The organism is Campylobacter concisus, from assembly GCF_002913865.1.
In the GTDB taxonomy this organism is placed as follows: Bacteria; Campylobacterota; Campylobacteria; order Campylobacterales; family Campylobacteraceae; genus Campylobacter_A; species Campylobacter_A concisus_AM.
Genome location: NZ_POYX01000118.1, coordinates 1 through 17,662, shown reverse-complemented (window position 1 = coordinate 17,662; position 17,662 = coordinate 1). Strand labels below are relative to the sequence as shown.

Genomic DNA, 17,662 nt, shown 5'->3' with positions numbered 1-17,662 from the left:
AGCTTAAACATCTTGCCTCAAACTAAATTTAAATTTAATTTTTCATCTTTCAGCTTCTGTGTCAAATTTACACAATTTATTTCTTATTTGATAAATTTTAGAAATTCCTGCAAATTTAGCATATTTTTTAAATTCCTATATATTCGGCTTTTTAAATTTTATATAAAATATAACTTAAAATTAAAATTTATTTTTTAAATAAAGAATTTTTCATAAAAGATTAAGTTTCGCACTAGTAATATTACTCAAAATAAATATGCAAAAAATGCATAATTAGAAGGAGAAAGTGATGAAAGAAGGCAAAGTCATCTGTCCTTATTGCGGGACAGGCTGTCAAGTAACCTTGCACGTGGAAAACAACGTCGTTCGTGCCGCTACTGGCGTCGAAGACAATCCAGTCAATCAAGGAAATTTATGTTTAAAAGGCTTTTATGGCTGGGACTACGTTGCAAGTCCAGATAGACTTACAAAACCGCTTATTAGAAAGAAAAACGGCGTTTTTTCAAAAGATGGCGAATTTGAAGAGGCTAGCTGGGACGAGGCGCTTGACCTTGTCGTAGAAAAGATGAAAGAAGCCAAAGAGAAATACGGCCCTGACTCATTAGCAGGAAACTTCTCAGCACGCTGTACATTAGAGGACAACTACGTCGCTCAAAAGCTAATGCGCGCAGTTATAGGCACAAATAACGTCGATCACTGCGCTAGAATTTGACACGCTCCGACAGTAGCAGGACTTGCTAAAACAATCGGAAACGGAGCTGCCACAAATAGCTTTACAGAGATTGGCACTTATAGTAACTGTATATTAATGATAGGCTCAAACCCAGAAAATGGCCACCCAATCGCAGCTATGCACATCCAAAGAGCGCTAAACCGCGGTGCAAAACTGATCGTTATCGACCCTATCAAGACTGAGTTTGCAAGTAGAGCAGACATCCACTTGCAGCTAGAGCCTGAGCACAACATCCCAGTTATCAACGCACTTCTTTATACTATCATTGAAGAAGGCCTTGTAAATGAGGAATTTGTAAGAGATCACACAATAGGCATCGAGTACGTCAAAGAGGCTGTAAAAGACTATGCCCCAGAGGTTGTAGCAAAATACACAAGGCTAAATCCAGAGGATATCAGAGCAGCTGCTAGAATGTACGCTACGACAAAACCAGCCGTCATCACCCACGGTATGGGCGTAACTCACTTTAACCACGGTGTTGGCGGAGTTTGTGATGTATCAAATTTATTTTTAATCACTGGTAATATCTGTGAGCTTGGCACAGGCGACTTGCCGCTTAGAGGTCAAGAGAATGTTCAAGGCTGCTGCGATATGGGCGTTTTGCCAAATATCTTCCCAAATCTTGGCTCAGTCACCGACCCAGAGCAAAGAGCTTGGTTTGAGAAAATGTGGCACCTTGAGCCTGGATTTTTAAACTCAAAGATAGGCATCCATAAAACTGAAGTACCTGATGCGATACTTGATGGTAGAGTGCATTTTTTTTGGACTATCGGCGAAAACCCAGTCATCTCTGAGCCAAATACAAACCACTTCTTAAAAGGCATCGCAAATGTCGATTTCTACGTGGTTCAAGACCTATTTTTAACTGAAACTTCACTAAAAGCTGACGTCGTTCTCCCTGGCGTTGCAAGTAGTGAAAAAGAGGGTCTTTATACTAACGCAGAGCGCCGTGTCCAACACAACGAAGCAGTCATAACACCTCCAGGAGATGCTAGACAAGACTGGTGGATCGTTTGTGAGATCGCACGTCGTTTGGGCGCAACAGAGGGCTTTAACTTTAACTCACCAGAAGAAATTTGGGAAGAAGTTAGAAAATGCGACCCTAGACGCTACGGCGGCATGAGCTACTATAGACTTAAAAAATATCACGGACTTCACTGGCCATGCCCAACTGAAGATGATATGGGCGGTCAGAGCCTCTATCTTGATAAGAAATTCTTTACACCTGATGGTAAAGGCCGCTTTGTGCCATGCCTATTTGTAGATAAGGCTGATGAAATCGAGAGCGCGAAACTTGAGTTTGCTAAGAAGATGAATATGTCACCAGAGTATCCTATCATGGCTGGTTCAGTCGATGAGAAGACTGACACTGAGTATCCAATACAGCTTTTAACAACAAGAAAAGTTTATCAATATACAGTTGGTACCATGACAAGACGCTCACGTGCCATCGAAGAGGGCGGAGATAGCATCGGACCTATCGCTGAGATGAGCCCAGCGCTTGCAGAGAGATACGGGCTAAAACAAGGCGACTTCATCAAAGCTTGGAGTAGATACGGCTACATCGTCGTAAAAGCTGAAGTGACTGACATCGTGCCTGATGGCATCATACAGATGACTTTCCACTACTGGGAGAGCTCTTGCAACGAGCTAACAAGCAGCGGTTGGGACTACATCAGCAAAACTCCAACATTTAAAGCAGCTATCCAGATCAAAAAGATCGATGAAGAGGAATTTTTACGAGTTCGCGAGCTAAAACGCGAGAAATTCCAAACTTCTAAGATCATCTACGATGACTTCCACCACCACGGAAACGCAGCGATAAATGAGTAAATTTAGCGGGAGCTTTCCCGCTAAATTTAAACTAGAATAAGAAGTCATTCTCACACATTGTAGATAATTGTTCCAATGAGTATTCAACAAAATCATTAGTGTTTGCTGGGATTTTTATATTATCTCTTTCGCAAAGACCACCTAAAAATTTACCATCTTTATAATTCATAGTAACGCTTAATTTACCATCTTTCTTGTAGTATTTTTCTTCAGTTTTATAATTATCTTTGAACCAAGTTTCGCTTTTTAATTTTCCATTATCATAAAATATTTTATAGTGACCATCCAATACTTTACCATTGTTATAATTAATGGCTTCCATGAGCTGTCCATTTTCATACCAAACTTTCAATTCTCCATTTAAGACATCATCTGTCACATGCTTTTCTATATTCAATCTACCACTTGACAAAAAGTATTCTCTTACAACTCCATTTATTTTATTGTTTTTGTATGGGATATCTGCCTTTAAACGCTCATTTTCATACTCTTTTAATAAGCAGCCCTCAATCATGTCGAGCTTAGTCTCACAAATTTTATCTGTAGCCATCAGTGAAAGTATCGTAATAGATATTAGTAAAACGCTCTTTTTCACTAATATCTCCTAGTTGGTGTGTATTTAAAATCACCACCATTTGTTTTTAAAACAACCTCCAAGATATCACCTATATCACAATTGATTGTTAGCTCATATTTTCCAGCAAAATCTAATTTTAAAGGAAATACATCAATATATAAGCTTCTTGACTCATCATTTAAATTTTGCAAATAAGTTATATTCTCTTTATCGGCCTTGTAAATACTACTCCTTGCTATGATTTTTTCATTATTTTTTGTATCTACAAGAAGTATTCCTTTATTGTTATCAACCATTACAATATCATGGAATAAACTACCCTCATTCTGCTGTTTTTCGGATGCAATTTTCACATTTTGTGGATATTTATTAGCATACTCTTGTGCTTTTTTTGAGTTAATGCCACGATATTTATCTACTATACAATTTCCACGATTAACTACAACATCGTTTATAACTGTATTATCTTCTTTTGCAGTTATAGCTATTTTATATATAGGAGTTTTAAAAATCCAATGTTCGCCTTGAATAAATTTAATCTCAGGCACTTCTATCTTATTTAAAACTTGCTCTATTTTCTCTTTTACTTTATTTGAGCTCTCTTGTATTTTATCTTTTATTTGAGAATTTTTATTTGAATTTTCACCATCTGTACAACCTACCAAAACTATGCTTAATATGCATACTAGTAATAAAATTATTCTATTTTTTTTCATGGCTTTATCTTATTTTGCTTAAATCATAATCAAAGTCACCATTGCTTGTCTTGACCACCATTTTTTTCAGTTCATCTTTATAGCATTTAACAACGATTTGCACGCTATTGGACGGGAAAACATCAACATATAAAGCTCTTGAATCATCACTTAATAAATCAAAAAATTCATCAGCTTCCTTTGTTTTATATTTTATGTCGAAAAAAGGAACCTTTTCCCCATTTTTAGCATTAAGTACGACTAAATACTTACTATTACTTCCAGTAGCTGTATCTGATATCTGCGCTCCTCCGTTAAATAGATCATACTTGCCATTTAGCTTATCAAAAACATACCCGTTCATCTTTTCTATAAAATTGCTATGTTGCTCGCTATTCACAACAAGGTCAGGATATTTCTCTGCATAAGCTCTCAATTTACGTTGGTCTGCTTTTTTAAACCTTTCTATTGGGCAATTACCATCATTTACAATAACATCATCTACTGTGCCTTTTTCAGATGGCATTTCTATCTGAAAAACAGTATACCCCTCAACTATACTGCTGCCGTAACGTATAGTAGGCTGGTTTAAACCAAACATATACACAACAGTAACAAGTACAACCATACCAAGAACAGATAAGACTAAAATTTTTCCTATAGTCTTCACAATAACTCCTTTAAATAAAATTTAATATTGTATTTATCACATCACTAATTTTTATATTAGATCTTTTTATAATTTCTATAAATCTTTGGCTATTATTAAGTGCATCAAAAAACTGTTTTTCATTTAGTTTTTTATCTTTGAGATAAGTCTGAACAGTGTCTTTAAATTTTTCTTTATCTAGAAACTTTTCAAATAAAGAAAATAAAGTATTTATTCTGATTTTTAGAATTTCATTATTTAAGCAATAATCAGCAAACGAACCAAGTTTATTTATTGCATTTATCATTTCGCGCTTTTGAACACTACTTTGTATATGAATTTTAACTTCACCATTTTGCTCATCATAGATTGCACTAAATTTTTTAGCAATATCTACAAGAGTTTCTCTAACTATTTCATCTCCACTTTGTCTTGGATACCTCAAATGGGCATTTAAAGTTAAATTCTTTACCTTTGTTTCGCTTATTTTTAATAAATTTGATATTTCGTAGTTTGATGAAATTTCAAAATGTTTTGAAAGTAGATGAAATATAAGAATTTCCGTTTCACTTTTACTCATAGAGCCAAAGCTACCAGACAGATAGTGTTCTAAAAATTCTTTACCAAAATTTTCACTCGCTTCATCTATAATGCGTTGCAGTATTAGTTCCATAAAAAATATCCTTATTTTTTATGTGTAACTATATATATATATATATGATTTAGCTTAAATTTACAAAAATAACCACTTTTTAAATGAAAATTTTACTTAAACGCCAAAAAGCTCATGAAATTTCCCCATTTAAACGTGCTCTCAACACGCTTAAAGCCAGCATTTAGGGCTAAGCTTCTATTTTCCTCTTCAGTATATGGCACCAGCACATTTTCAAGCGCCTCCCTTTTTTGGGCGATCTCGTAGCGTGAGTAGCCTTGCGCTTGCTTGTAGTCCTCGTAAATTTCTATGACGCTTTTAGTAAGCTTTTTATCTTCAAAGATGATCTTTTCACTAAACAAAAAAACTCCATTTTCATTTAGTCCGTTATAAATTTTTTGCACCAAATTTGCTCTTTTTGGCGGTCTGATAAACTGCAAAGTATAGTTTGCCAAAACAGCGTCAAAGCCCTCTAACTCGCACTCCGTGATGTCACCCAAAATAAATTCAATATCAGCCCCATAAGCTTTTGCCTTGTTTTTAGCGTTTGCCAGCATCGCCTCAGAGTTATCCACGCCACTTAGCACGAGGTCGTTTCTAAGGTTGTTTAGCAAAAGTAGGCTATTTGCCGTAGAGCAGCCAAGATCGCACACTTTTGCTGATTTTGGCAAAATTTTAGCCAGCAACTTTGCGTTTAAATTTGAGCTAACGTCGTAAAATGGCACCGAGCGCGAGATCATATCATCAAAAACGCTCGCCACAAAGTCATCAAATTCAAACTGCTTGTTTATAGGCTCTTTAAAAATTTCATCTCTCATATACCAGCTCCATATCCGTCAAAGTATCTCATCGTCTCTCCAAAAAAGAGATCGCACACTCCCACACTCTTTCTAGCCTCGTTTATATCGCGCTTTATCTGCTCTTTTAGCTCGCCAAGATTATTAAATTTTTTATTATCTCTTAGGCGTTTTATGAAGCAAACAGCAACGTGCGTCGTCACCTTTGGCGCGACCTCGTCTAAGATGTGCGTCTCGACGCTAAAATTTCCATCCGTGCTAAGTCTGTTGCCTATAAAAGTGACCGAGCCATAGGTGTATGAGCCCATCCTCGTTCTTGTCGCATAGACGCCCTCGCGCGGCAAAAGATAGCTTTTTATATCTAAATTTAGCGTGGCAACCAGCTCTTTTGCGCCGATGCCCTGCCCTTTTATCACGTTGCCCTCGATCGAGTACTCCCTGCCTATTAGCCTGTTTGCCTCATCGATGTTGCCTTGACGTATCAGCTCTCTGATGGATGAGCTATGCACGCCCATGCCGTCATAACAAACCTCATCAACGACGACTACCTCGCCATCAAAAATTCTTTTCAGATCGTGCTTGTCCCACGCTCTATTTCTGCCAAATCTAAAATCAAATCCAACAACGATCTTTTTTAAATTTTTAAAATCCCGCTTTAAAAGTGCGATAAATTCCTCACCGCTAAGCCCTTTTATACTCTCAAAATCATACAAGAAGCAAGGATAGTTTGAGTACTCGGCTCGCTTTAGCTTTGGCGTGATGTTGGCCTTATTTTTATCGATGACAACAAGTCCGCCAAACTCGCCAAGCTGCTTTAAAAGCTGCTTGTGCCCCCTATGCACACCGTCAAAGTGCCCGATCGCAACGGCAGTGATGTTATCTTTTGTTAAAAGCGTAGAAAAATTCGGCATTTCCTTCCTTTCCCTTGACTTCGCACTCTTTGCAGGCTATCAGTTCAAATTTCAAGCTACTTGCTAGCACTTCAAAGCGCCTCATCGCTAAATTTACAGCCTTGGCGTCGGTTACAACGCCTTTTTTATTGCGTTTTACGCCAACGCCCACTTCAAACTGCGGCTTAAAAAGCGTTATGATGAGTGAATTTTCGCTTGCTAGCTCGCAAATGGCAGGCAAAATTTCAGCCAAAGAGATAAAGCTCACGTCGCAGGTTATGAGATCAAATTTGCTTTGATTTTGCTTTGCAAACTCCCTGACGTCAGTTTTCTCATAAATTTTCACTCGCTCATCGCTTCTTAGACTAGCATCTAGCTGATCAGTGCCCACATCGACGCCAGTCACGCTCTTTACGCCACGCTCAAGTAAAATTTGCATAAAGCCGCCAGTTGAGCTGCCGATATCAAGTGCGTTTTTGCCAGCTAGGTCAAATTTCATCGCTTCCAAAAAGCTCTTTAGTTTAAGCGCGCCTCGCCCAACATAAATTTCATCAAGCAGTGAAATTTTAGCCTCGCTAACTTCACTTGAAACCTTGGTGCAAATTTCGCCGTTTATTAGCACCTTGCCGCCCTTTATCAGCTCGCTCGCCTTGTTTCTACTTATATTTAAAACGCTTGCGACGTAGTTATCAAGCCTCAAGTTTTAGCCTCTCATATTCGCTCTCATCGATCACCAGCACACCTAGCTCATTTGCTTTATCAAGCTTGCTGCCAGCCTCTTCGCCAGCTAGGACGAAGTCCGTTTTTTTAGAGACTGAGCCAGAAACCTTTGCGCCAAAACTCTCAAGCTCGGCTTTTATCTCATCTCTTGGGCGACTTAGCGTGCCAGTTATAACGACCGTCTTGCCACTTAGCGCGTTTGAGATGCTTTGTACCTGCGTCACGCTTGGCTGCACGATCTGGCTAAGGGCTAAAATTTCTGCTCTATTGACCTCGGCAAAGTCGATTAAACTATTTGCCATCTCCGCGCCAAAGCCCTCAAGCGAGGTTAGCTCTTCAAAGCTAGCATCAAGCCAGCCTAGTCCAAAGCTACTTGCAAGCTTTTTAGCCGCCACTTCGCCGATATGCTCGCAGCCAAGGCCCGTGATAAAGCGAGATAGCTCCGCACCTTTGCTAGCTTCGATAGCATTTAAAAGGTTATTTACCTTTTTCTCTTTAAAGCCCTCAAGCGCCATGAGATCATCAAATTTAAGGTTGTAAATGTCTTTTATGCAAGCAATCAGCCCTTTGTCAAATAGCAAATTTACTATCGCATCGCCAAGGCCGTCGATATTTAGGCATTTTTTCGATGCGTAGTGGATTATCGAGCCCACCACTCTTGCCCTGCAGCTTAAATTTTGACACTTTACAAAGACCCCTTCATCAAGCAGGTGTGAGCCGCAAACTGGGCAAAATTTAGGCCTCTCTATCGCTTGCTCGCTGCCATCTCGCCTATCTTTAAAAACCTTTGTGATCTTTGGTATCACATCTCCTGAGCGGATGATGCCGATGTAGTCGTTTTTCATAACACCAAGGCGCTCGATCTCATCAAAGTTATGAAGGGTAGCGGATTTTACATTGGCGCCATCTATATTTACCTCATCAAGCACGCCAACAGGCGTCACCACGCCACTTCTGCCAACCTGAAGTGCCACGTCTTTTAGCCTAGTCACCTTTTCAATGGCTGGAAATTTAAACGCCACCATAAATTTTGGAAATTTGACCGTGTAGCCTAGCTGCTCACAGCGCGCAAGGTCATTTACTCGTATCACCATGCCATCCATCATCACGCTCTTTGAGTCGCGATTTGCCAAGAGCTCGTTATATGCAGCCTCAAGCTCATCTTTTTTTAAAATTTTAAAAAAATCATCCCTCTCAAAGCCAAGATCACGCACAAATTTCATCACCTCGCTGTGATCTTTTAGCCCAAGGCTCTGCTCGCCCACGCCCCAAGGTATAAAAAGCAGCTTTCTTTTAGCAGTGACTGCGCTATCAAGCTGTCTAAGACTTCCTGCGGCTGCGTTTCTAGGGTTTGAAAGCGGCGCTTCGCCCTCTTTTGCGCGCTCTATATTTAGTAGCTCAAAGTCATCTTTTTTTATGACGACTTCGCCCCTGATTTCAATGAGCCCTTTGTAGCTAATGCTCTTTGGCACCGAGCTAATGGTCCTTGCATTTTGCGTCACGTCCTCGCCTGTAACGCCATCTCCTCTGGTTATCGCCCTAACTAAAACGCCGTTTTCATAGAGTAAATTTAGGCTCGCTCCGTCAAATTTTGGCTCAGCAACAAAGGTCAAATTCTCTTTATCGCCGCGCTTTAGCCACGCATCAAGCTCGTCAAGACTAAAGATATCCTCCATGCTCCACATGCGCTTTATGTGACTTGCCTTGCTAAAGCCCTCTTTTACGCCTCCGCCCACTCGCTTAGTCGGCGAAAATAGCGAAATTTCACTTGGATTTGCCTGCTCGAAGGCTAAAACCGCATGATATAGCGCGTCATACTCCTCGTCGCTTGCAAGTGGCTCGTCCTCGTCGTAGTAGGCCTTTGCCCACGCATTTAGCGTATCTACCGCTCTTTCATACTCTTGTTTTGTCATTTTTTCTCCAAATTTACACCGCATTTTATCTTAAACATACTTTATAAATGATCCAAATTTAGCTCACCTTTATCGCATAAATGGACGTTTTTATAGACCTTTACTATCTCGTCTCTCGCCCTCATTAGCGCGAAGCCAAGTAAATTTTGCCCTCGCCACTTCATAGGATTTTGCGCATTTTCATCGCTTGCGCCCAAGCCTATACCCCAAATTTTATCAACTGGGCTTGCCTCGACTAAAATTTTACTCTCAGTTTGAAGTAAAAATTCACGCAAAGGGGCATTTTGGCTAAATTTTAGATAGCTCGCATTTAGCACGACACTAAATTTTATCTCGTCCCAGACCTTAGCGTCAAAGCCTCGCACCTGCCTGCCAAGTGCCTTCATCTGCGCTGGATCTTTGGCGGATAAAATTTGCTCCATAGCCTCTTTGTCGCCAAAACACTGAGCCTTTTTAGCCATCATATATTGCTCGGCGCAAATGTATTTAGTTTCATCTTGCCAAAAGCTAGAGGCGTACCACTGACTAAGGCAGCTTGCGCTTAAATTTGCGCTCTTTTGATGACCCCAAAATAATATAAATTTATCCGACTTGCCAGCGTTATAGCGCTTTTTAAGCCATTTTAACTCATATCTAGGCTCACGTTCCCAAAGGTCTATGACAAAGTCATCCTTGATAAAAAGCGTGCTTTCATCCTTGCCTAGCTTCTCATCCCAGTATCCACGCCACGTCGCAGGCTCAGCAAAAAGCTGCTGATATTCGCGCTGTTCATCTTGGCTTAGCGTTTTTAGCCAGTCGTTAAATTTAAACTTATAATCCTCGCCAGCGCCCATCCTCCAGCCGATGGAAAATGGATCTATACTTGGAAATTTGATCCAAGGTGGTGGCAATAAATTTTTCATCTAGCCTCTTTTTAACAAAGCGTCCTACCAAAGCGTGGCTTGGCTCATCGCCTCGTGCATATCAAAAAGCTGCTTGTGCTCGGCTACATCGTGCGTTCTTATGATCTGCGCGCCGTTTTCGAAGGCTTTTAGATGTAGATAGAGCGAGCCTGGCAAGCGGTCTTTGACTTCGCTTTTGTAGTAGTGATTTATGACTGATTTGCGACTAGCACCAACGAGTAGCGGACAGCCAAATTTCAAAAAATGCTCCAAATGCTTAATAAGCAGCAAATTTTGCTCAGCCGTCTTACCAAAGCCAATACCCACATCAAGCACTATCTTTTTAGCGCCAAGCTCCTTTGCAAGGGCAATCTTTTGCTCAAAAAAGTCTGAAATTTCACCGATTAGGTCGTTATACTTTGGCGCGATCTGCATGGTGGCAGGATCGCCTTGCATGTGCATCATGCAAAACTCGGCGTCGTATCTTGCAGCAAGCGTGGCAAGAGAGGCATTTGCTGTAATGTCATTTATCATCTTAAAGCCATGATTTAGCGCAAATTCTAAGCAATAAGGATCAAAGCTATCAAGGCTAAATTTCGCCTTTTCGTGTAAATTTAGCTTGTAAATTTCCTCCACGATATCTTTTATGCGTCTAAACTCCTCCTCACGGCCGCAATACTCGCTCCCTGGCCTTGAGCTAACGCCGCCAAGATCGATATAGTCTGCGCCTGCTTCGATCATGGCTTCGATTTTTGCTATGCCATTTTGAGTATTTATGCGGCTTTGCTCGTTAAAGCTATCTGTGTTGATATTTGCAACACCCATTATAAGGGGCTTTGCTGGCTTTGTAAAATTAGTCTCTAAAAAACCTGCAAGCTTTTTAAGCCCAAAGTCTTGCAGCTTCTCTTTTTTGGCTAACTGCCTAAGCTGCGCGTTTGTCGCCATTAGCAAGGCTTTGTTTAGGCTCTCACGCCCTAAAATAGTATCTTTGTGCGTAACCAGCTCGGCGCCGACACTTAGGGCGTCTTGCTTTAGGATATTTGCCGCTGGGGTCTTTATCTCGTCAATGAAGATAAAATTTATCTCGCTCTTTTCTTGCATGAGCTTCGCACCAGCCGGACTTGGCGAGACGGCCTTACAAATTTCATCAAAGTCGCTTTTGTTATTTATCTTATAAAATTTCAACGTCGTCCTTTCTCAAAGATAGTAAGCAAAAGTGGCGTCAAAACGGCATGTGACTTGGCGTTTAGATCAGCAAGCTTGATGAGTGAGAAAAAATACTCCATCTCATCGCCGCTAAATTTATACCCGCTATCAACCGCCTTTGTTACGATAGCGCCCACAAGCTCTTTTAGCTCGTTTTTGCCAAATTTTTGCGCCTGCTCCTCTGCTATCTTTTGATCGATAAAGCTTGTTAGCTCTTTTAGGCCAAGGGCTTTTAAATTTAGATCTACGCTCATTTTTGGTTTTTTGGTGAGCTTATTTTCTATGAGCATCCTCGATCTGATCGTTGGTAGAAGTAAATTTTTACTCTGCGTTACTATTATAAATTTGATGTTTCTTGGGGGCTCTTCGATGATCTTTAAAAGTGCATTTTGAGCCTCGGTGCGAAAAGACTTCGCCTCTATGACTAAAATTTTCTCATCTTTTTCGGCGATATAGGCTTCGGCGATGACCTCTTTTGCATTTTCTAGCAAAAAATCATCGCTTATAAAAAATCTTAGATTATTTACGCCAAACTCGGCTTCAAGCTTGGCTTTTAAATTTTCAAAATCGCTTGTTATGACGATTTTATTAAGCATTTAGAGCATCACCTTTGCAAAGAGCACGGCGTCTATGCTCTTGTCAAAAAGTTTATATAAATTTAGAAGTTTGATGTCTAAGTTTTCATCGCTCGAGCTTAGCGTGAAGCTGTTTTGCGCCTGCTCGTCAAAGAGCCACATATAGCTGTTTTCATCAGTCTTAGCTAAATTTGCACGCTTGTCTATGCTTTTGCCGATGTAAAAAAAGATGTAGCCATTTGGAAAGGCAAGGCTTAGCATATCTTTTAAAAGCTGCTTTTGCTCGTTTGTCTCGACGCTGTCAAAGGCTGGATAGAGCGATCTTAGGCTAAAAAATGGCAAAAATGGACGCTCGCTTTTTGTGCGGTTGATATTTCTTAAAAGATAGTTTTCAAACCACTCTCGCTCATCGTCGCAGATGACTATAAAAGCCTTGCTATCAAGCAAAAATTTAAGCCTAGATGCAAGCAAAGGCGTCCATTCGACGCGCTTCTCCTCCATCCAGCTCATATATCTTTCGCTTCTTATAGTCTCAAGCGTCCATTGGATAAAATCTTGCATTATTTATCTAACTTATACGCATCGTGAAGTACGCGAACCGCGAGCTCGCCATATTTTTGATCGACGATCATTGAAATTTTTATCTCACTTGTTGAGATCATCTGGATATTTATCCCCTCTTTTGCAAGCGTCTCAAATGCTAGACATGCTACGCCGCTGTGGCTCTTCATACCTACGCCGATAACCGAGACTTTCACGATCGCATCGTCATACTCGACATGTTTTGCAGCTGAGAGCTTTTGCATAGTCTCTTTTGCTAGGTCAAGCTCGTTTTGTGGCACTGTAAAGCCTAAATTTGTCGTGCCGTCGTGTCCTACGTTTTGGATGATCATATCTACATTTATATTTTGATGAGCTAGAGCTGTGAAAATTTCAGCTGCGATGCCAGGCTTATCGACTACGCCTCTTAAAGTTACTCTTGCTTGATTTTTATCTAGTGCTATACCGCTTACTAAAACCGCTTCCATATTATCTTCCTTTGCTATTAATGTACCTTCGTTGTGGTTAAAACTGCTTCTTGTGATTAGTTTGACATTTAGTTTTTTTGCTAGCTCGACTGAGCGATTTTGAAGCACTTTCGCCCCAGCAGAGGCGAGCTCAAGCATCTCGTCATAGCTTATCTTTTCTAGCTTTTTTGCCTTTTTTTCTATCCTTGGATCAGTCGTATAAACGCCATCAACGTCGGTAAAAATTTCACACAGATCAGCTTCAAGCGCCCCAGCTAATGCAACCGCACTAAGGTCGCTTCCACCTCTGCCAAGAGTGGTGATATCACCTTTGTCGTCTATGCCTTGAAAGCCTGCTACGACGACGATCCTGCCAGCTTTTAGCTCAGCTTTTAGCCTAGTGGTGTCTATCTTTTCTATCCTAGCTTTTGTATGCACATCATCAGTCATTATCCCAGCCATTGCGCCAGTTAGTCCTACGCACGCATAGCCTTTTGCATTAAGTGCAATCGTCAAAAGTGTGGTGGTTACTTGCTCGCCTGAGCTTAAAAGCATATCAGTAGCAACGCCGTCTGGGTGCTTTGAGAAATACTCACTATATTCAACCAATTGATTTGTCACTCCACTCATCGCAGAAACTACGACCACAACGTCAGCGCCGCTGTTTTTAGTCTCTATGACCCTGTTTGCCACAGCTTCGATGCGCTCAAGCGTGCCTACGCTAGTTCCGCCAAATTTTTGAACGATTAACATCAAAAATATCCTTTCTCTTTAAAATAACTCAAAACTTTGTCATAAATAGGCTTTTTGAAGTGATTTATCCCCTCTAAAGCCTTGTTGATATCTACAAATTTATACTCGCTAAATTCTGGATGCTCGGTCTTTAAATTTATGCTCGCACCGTTTTTTAGCCTAACCAAAAAGTACTTTTGCGTCTGCCCATCAAATGGATAAAATCTCTTTGACGCATTTGCTGGAAAGTCGTAGCTAAGCCAATCAGGATACTCTTCTAAGAAGTCAAATTTATCAGTTCCGATCTCCTCTTTAAGCTCCCTTTTTAGTGCCTGCTTTGGACTTTCGCCTTCATCTATGCCACCTTGAGGAAACTGCCAGATATCGTCCATATCAACCCTTTTTGCGACTAAAATTTCGCATTTAAAAGGGTAAGAGCTAGACAAAATGACAGCTGCTACATTTGGTCTATATTTTTTTTGCATGTCTTTTCCAAAAAATTTATTTGAGATGATAACGAAAAAGAGTTAAGAGATAGATAAATGAAGTTAGTTTTTGCGCCGTTTGTAATAAATCGCACCTCCACTAAAAAGCAGTAAAACCACACCGCATGATGCTAGACAAAATATAAATTTACCAAGCTCGCCAAAGATATATCCAGCGTGCAAATCAAGCATAAATTTATAAATTTCAAATGACTTTGGCATGGCATTTTTTGAAATTTGCTCGCTTTTTGTATCGACTAAAAGCCTAACGCCTTCTCTCTCACTAGCACCTTTTGGCAGGTAAAATAGCATAAATTTGACGCCGCCGCTATTTGCTATAAAATTTAAAGCCTCAAACTCGTCTCCAAATTTAGAGATGAAAATTTCATAAGCTTTTTTAAGGTTTGCCACCTTTTGCTCGTCGCTTAAGCTAAAGCCATTTTTGTTTGTAAAATTTGGCTTTTTAAAGACCTTTTCTTCGCCACAAATTTGGTTTATAACCTTAGCAAAGCTCTCATAAGAAAAGTAAAGCCCACTAATGCAAATCACGCTTAAAACGGCGCCAAGATAGATACCCAAAAAGCCGTGTAATGAATACAAAAACGCAAATTTTCTTGCCTTTAAATTTAGCTTAAAAGCATCTCCTACCCTGCTTCTAAACCTCCAAAAATATATCACCGCCCCGCTTATCAAGATAAAAAGCAACGCAAGCGTAGAAAGCGCTACTAGCTCGCTTGCAAATTTACTCAAATTTTCATTTTTAAAAAGCGAAAGGGCTAAGTTTTTATGCAAATTTAAAACCAGCCCTATAAATTTCTCTGCCTTGTTTTTGCCTGAAATTTCTCCAGTATAAGGATCTACAAAAAACGACTCAAACTCGCCATTTTCACTAGTTCCGCTTATGACATAAGCCTTGTTTGCCTCTGATTTTATCTTTAGGTAGCTAAGATTAAAATTTGACTCGCTCTTGCTAAAAATTTTTAAAATTTCATCTATCTCTAAAGGCTTTTTGCCAGCCACGACCTCATCTTTGCTAAAGATATCGATTATCTCATCGTGATACGAGATGATCGCCCCGCTAATGCCAAGCACAAGAAGTGGCAAGGCAAAGATAAAAGCCAAAATAAGATGAAATTTTTTCAAAATTTTTATCATTTTAAAACTTTAGATTAAAACCAAGTTCGATCTTTTGTCCGTCAGCTATCAAGATATCGTATCTGCCAGATCTTGTCGTAAAGTACTCATTAAAGAGGTTATAAACGCTCAAATTTAGACTGAAATTCTTTGTTACGTTGTAGTTTATACCAAGATCAGCGATCACGTAAGGTCTGATGTCATCAGCATAGCTAAATGAGTTTTTAGTCCTGCCATAATAATTTATCTGAGACCAGAAATTTAGCCATCTGTTTAGCTCGTAGTTCGCTCCAAATTTAAATGTATGAAGCGGATAGTTGTTTAAACTTTTGCCTATCTCCGCTCCATCTTTTTGCTTTGATCTTGTATAGACATAGCTTTGATTTAGCCTAAGAGCGTTTGTGACTTGCCATTCATTTGTTAGTTCAACTCCATAAATTTCAGCTTTACCGATATTTACACTCTCCCAAATACCATTTGGATAAATTTTACCTTTATGTCTGCAAACACTGCCTCTTGAGCAGATAGGCCTGTAACTTAACATATCTTTAAAACTTGTGTAAAAGCCAGTTAGCGATGCTTCAAAGCCTTCATTGTCATTATAAACGCCGCCAAATTCATAGCTCACGCTTGTCTCTGGCTTAAGGCTGCTTCTACCAAGCTGTGCTCCACGTCCTCCAGCAAATGGCAATGCAAGATCTTGCGTTCGTTGTTTGATGTCAGGCGTCGCGTATCCTGTGCTAACTCCGCCTTTTAGGGCAAAAAAGTCATTTATGTTATAGATACCATAAATTCTTGGTGAAACGTGCGAACCGTAGTTCTCGTCGTAGTTATAGCGAATGCCAGTGCTTAAGATAAAATCTTTTGTAAGATGATAATCATCTTCGCCGTAAAGTGAAACATCATATCTTTTTACATTTGCAGCGTCTGCTGTGGTAGCCTTTTCGTCAAGCTTTTCTTTTTTGGCGTTTAGCCCTAAAGTAAAGGCGTTGTTATCAGTAAAATATGAACCTTTTGTATCAAAATTTAGTGTTTTTAGCGTCAAATTTTGTTGAGCGATCTCTTTTATCTTGCCGTAAGATAAATAGCTTTGAAGCAAGATATTATCAAGCCTTGCTTCGTGGCTTAAATTTATCACATCGCCCTTTATTCTCTCGCTAGCAACCGAGTTAGTACCAGTTGATAGTGTTTTGCCTTTAGTTCTTTTATATTTCACATCACTTCTTGCAAGTTCAAGCGTGATGTCGTTATTTTCATTTGGTCTAAAAAAGAGCTTCGTGCCAAAATTTCTATCTTTTTGCTCTCTGTTTGCGTATGAGATTTTATCCTCTGACTTGTTTAAATTTTTGCCATAAACTGAGATGCTTAAAAGATCGTCTATTAGCCCAGAGTGCAGATAGAGGCTGTTGTAAAACTCGCCGCTTATATTTTTATTTCTAGCAAATTTATAGCTTGAGCCAAGATTTGCATGAAAGTCGTTACTAAACTCATCTGTTATGATGTTTATCACACCGCCTAGTGCGTCACTGCCATAAAGCGAGCTCATAGGACCGCGTATCACTTCGATACGGCTTATCGCACTTGCTGGCGGGATGAAACTATACGAGCCTCCAACACTTCTTAGCCCTTTATAAGCGTTATCTCCTGGAACTGGCATGCCATTTACTAAAATTTTAGTAAATCTTGGAGAGAATCCGCGTATAGAAATTCCTCGTCTATTTGCCGCTTCGGGAGTCGTTCCAAAAAGGCTTGGCACGTCTTTTACCATGCTCTCAACGTCCTTATGATTTCTCTTTTCTAACGCATCTTGAGTGATGACGCTAAGCGTTGCAGGGGCGTCTTTTATATTTTGCTCAAAGCCAGTTGCACTCACTACTTTAACCTCTGGTAGAACTTTATCTTCATTTGCAAAAAGCGGTAAATTTATAAAAACTGCCGCACAAATAGAAATTTTTAATAGACTTCTCACAAAAAACTCCTTATTAAAATTTAAATCATATTTTACTAAAATTAAATAATCGTTATCAATATCAGACATAACGCTAGAGGGATTAAATTTAACGCTCAAGGGATAAAATGATAAATTTAGATAAAAGATATGGCATAAGTAAAATCTCGCAAAACAACAAGCGTATAAATGTAGAATTTTTTAAACAAGCTAATGGCATCAGTTACATAAAAAG

General features: G+C 39.7%; 17 protein-coding genes. 1 reads left to right on the top strand and 16 read right to left on the bottom strand.

The window, feature by feature from the left end:
- Window positions 1–289: 289 nt before the first annotated feature.
- A complete protein-coding gene (gene fdhF / locus CYP77_RS07530) occupies window positions 290–2,566 on the top strand; it encodes a formate dehydrogenase subunit alpha (RefSeq protein WP_103567330.1) in 2,277 nt (758 codons plus the stop codon).
- 31 nt (window positions 2,567–2,597) lie between these two features.
- On the opposite strand, the gene CYP77_RS07525 is transcribed toward fdhF, so the two are convergent.
- From CYP77_RS07525 to CYP77_RS07450, 16 genes are all read right to left on the bottom strand, one after another.
- Window positions 2,598–3,161, bottom strand: a complete 564-nt coding sequence (locus CYP77_RS07525) for a toxin-antitoxin system YwqK family antitoxin (RefSeq protein ID WP_103567329.1) — start codon at window positions 3,159–3,161, stop codon at window positions 2,598–2,600.
- Window positions 3,161–3,859 (bottom strand): hypothetical protein, encoded by a 699-nt coding sequence (locus CYP77_RS07520; protein ID WP_103567328.1) that lies wholly within the window; start codon window positions 3,857–3,859, stop codon window positions 3,161–3,163. The genes CYP77_RS07525 and CYP77_RS07520 overlap by 1 nt, the downstream gene beginning before the upstream one ends.
- A 4-nt stretch (window positions 3,860–3,863) precedes the next feature.
- A complete protein-coding gene (locus CYP77_RS07515) occupies window positions 3,864–4,508 on the bottom strand; it encodes a hypothetical protein (RefSeq protein ID WP_103567327.1) in 645 nt (214 codons plus the stop codon).
- Window positions 4,509–4,518: 10 nt separating this feature from the next.
- On the bottom strand, window positions 4,519–5,160 hold the full coding sequence (locus CYP77_RS07510; protein ID WP_103567326.1) for a PTS sugar transporter subunit IIBC: 642 nt from the start codon (window positions 5,158–5,160) through the stop codon (window positions 4,519–4,521).
- Window positions 5,161–5,252: 92 nt separating this feature from the next.
- A complete protein-coding gene (gene cmoA / locus CYP77_RS07505) occupies window positions 5,253–5,957 on the bottom strand; it encodes a carboxy-S-adenosyl-L-methionine synthase CmoA (RefSeq protein WP_103567325.1) in 705 nt (234 codons plus the stop codon).
- Entirely contained in the window at window positions 5,954–6,847 is an 894-nt protein-coding gene (locus CYP77_RS07500; protein WP_103567324.1) for a bifunctional riboflavin kinase/FAD synthetase, read from the bottom strand. The genes cmoA and CYP77_RS07500 overlap by 4 nt, the downstream gene beginning before the upstream one ends.
- Entirely contained in the window at window positions 6,813–7,526 is a 714-nt protein-coding gene (tlyA, locus tag CYP77_RS07495; RefSeq protein ID WP_103567323.1) for a 23S rRNA (cytidine-2'-O)-methyltransferase TlyA, read from the bottom strand. Before tlyA ends, CYP77_RS07500 begins: the two co-directional genes overlap by 35 nt.
- On the bottom strand, window positions 7,516–9,459 hold the full coding sequence (gene ligA, locus CYP77_RS07490) for an NAD-dependent DNA ligase LigA (protein WP_103567322.1): 1,944 nt from the start codon (window positions 9,457–9,459) through the stop codon (window positions 7,516–7,518). The genes tlyA and ligA overlap by 11 nt, the downstream gene beginning before the upstream one ends.
- A gap of 41 nt (window positions 9,460–9,500) precedes the next feature.
- The gene (locus CYP77_RS07485) at window positions 9,501–10,361 is read right to left on the bottom strand and encodes an NADAR family protein (protein WP_103567321.1); all 861 of its coding nucleotides are present in this window, start codon (window positions 10,359–10,361) and stop codon (window positions 9,501–9,503) included.
- A gap of 24 nt (window positions 10,362–10,385) precedes the next feature.
- The gene (gene folP / locus CYP77_RS07480; RefSeq protein ID WP_103567320.1) at window positions 10,386–11,525 is read right to left on the bottom strand and encodes a dihydropteroate synthase; all 1,140 of its coding nucleotides are present in this window, start codon (window positions 11,523–11,525) and stop codon (window positions 10,386–10,388) included.
- Window positions 11,522–12,142, bottom strand: a complete 621-nt coding sequence (locus CYP77_RS07475) for a DNA polymerase III subunit delta' (protein ID WP_103567319.1) — start codon at window positions 12,140–12,142, stop codon at window positions 11,522–11,524. Before CYP77_RS07475 ends, folP begins: the two co-directional genes overlap by 4 nt.
- Window positions 12,143–12,682, bottom strand: a complete 540-nt coding sequence (locus tag CYP77_RS07470; protein WP_004317778.1) for a HobA family DNA replication regulator — start codon at window positions 12,680–12,682, stop codon at window positions 12,143–12,145.
- Entirely contained in the window at window positions 12,682–13,881 is a 1,200-nt protein-coding gene (locus tag CYP77_RS07465; RefSeq protein WP_103567318.1) for an aspartate kinase, read from the bottom strand. Before CYP77_RS07465 ends, CYP77_RS07470 begins: the two co-directional genes overlap by 1 nt.
- Window positions 13,881–14,345, bottom strand: coding sequence for an RNA pyrophosphohydrolase (locus CYP77_RS07460; protein WP_021087786.1), 465 nt, complete (start codon window positions 14,343–14,345; stop codon window positions 13,881–13,883). The genes CYP77_RS07465 and CYP77_RS07460 overlap by 1 nt, the downstream gene beginning before the upstream one ends.
- A gap of 63 nt (window positions 14,346–14,408) precedes the next feature.
- Window positions 14,409–15,500, bottom strand: a complete 1,092-nt coding sequence (locus CYP77_RS07455; RefSeq protein WP_103567317.1) for a PepSY-associated TM helix domain-containing protein — start codon at window positions 15,498–15,500, stop codon at window positions 14,409–14,411.
- A 1-nt stretch (window position 15,501) separates the two neighbouring features.
- On the bottom strand, window positions 15,502–17,448 hold the full coding sequence (locus CYP77_RS07450; RefSeq protein WP_103567316.1) for a TonB-dependent receptor domain-containing protein: 1,947 nt from the start codon (window positions 17,446–17,448) through the stop codon (window positions 15,502–15,504).
- Between the last annotated feature and the right edge of the window lie 214 nt (window positions 17,449–17,662).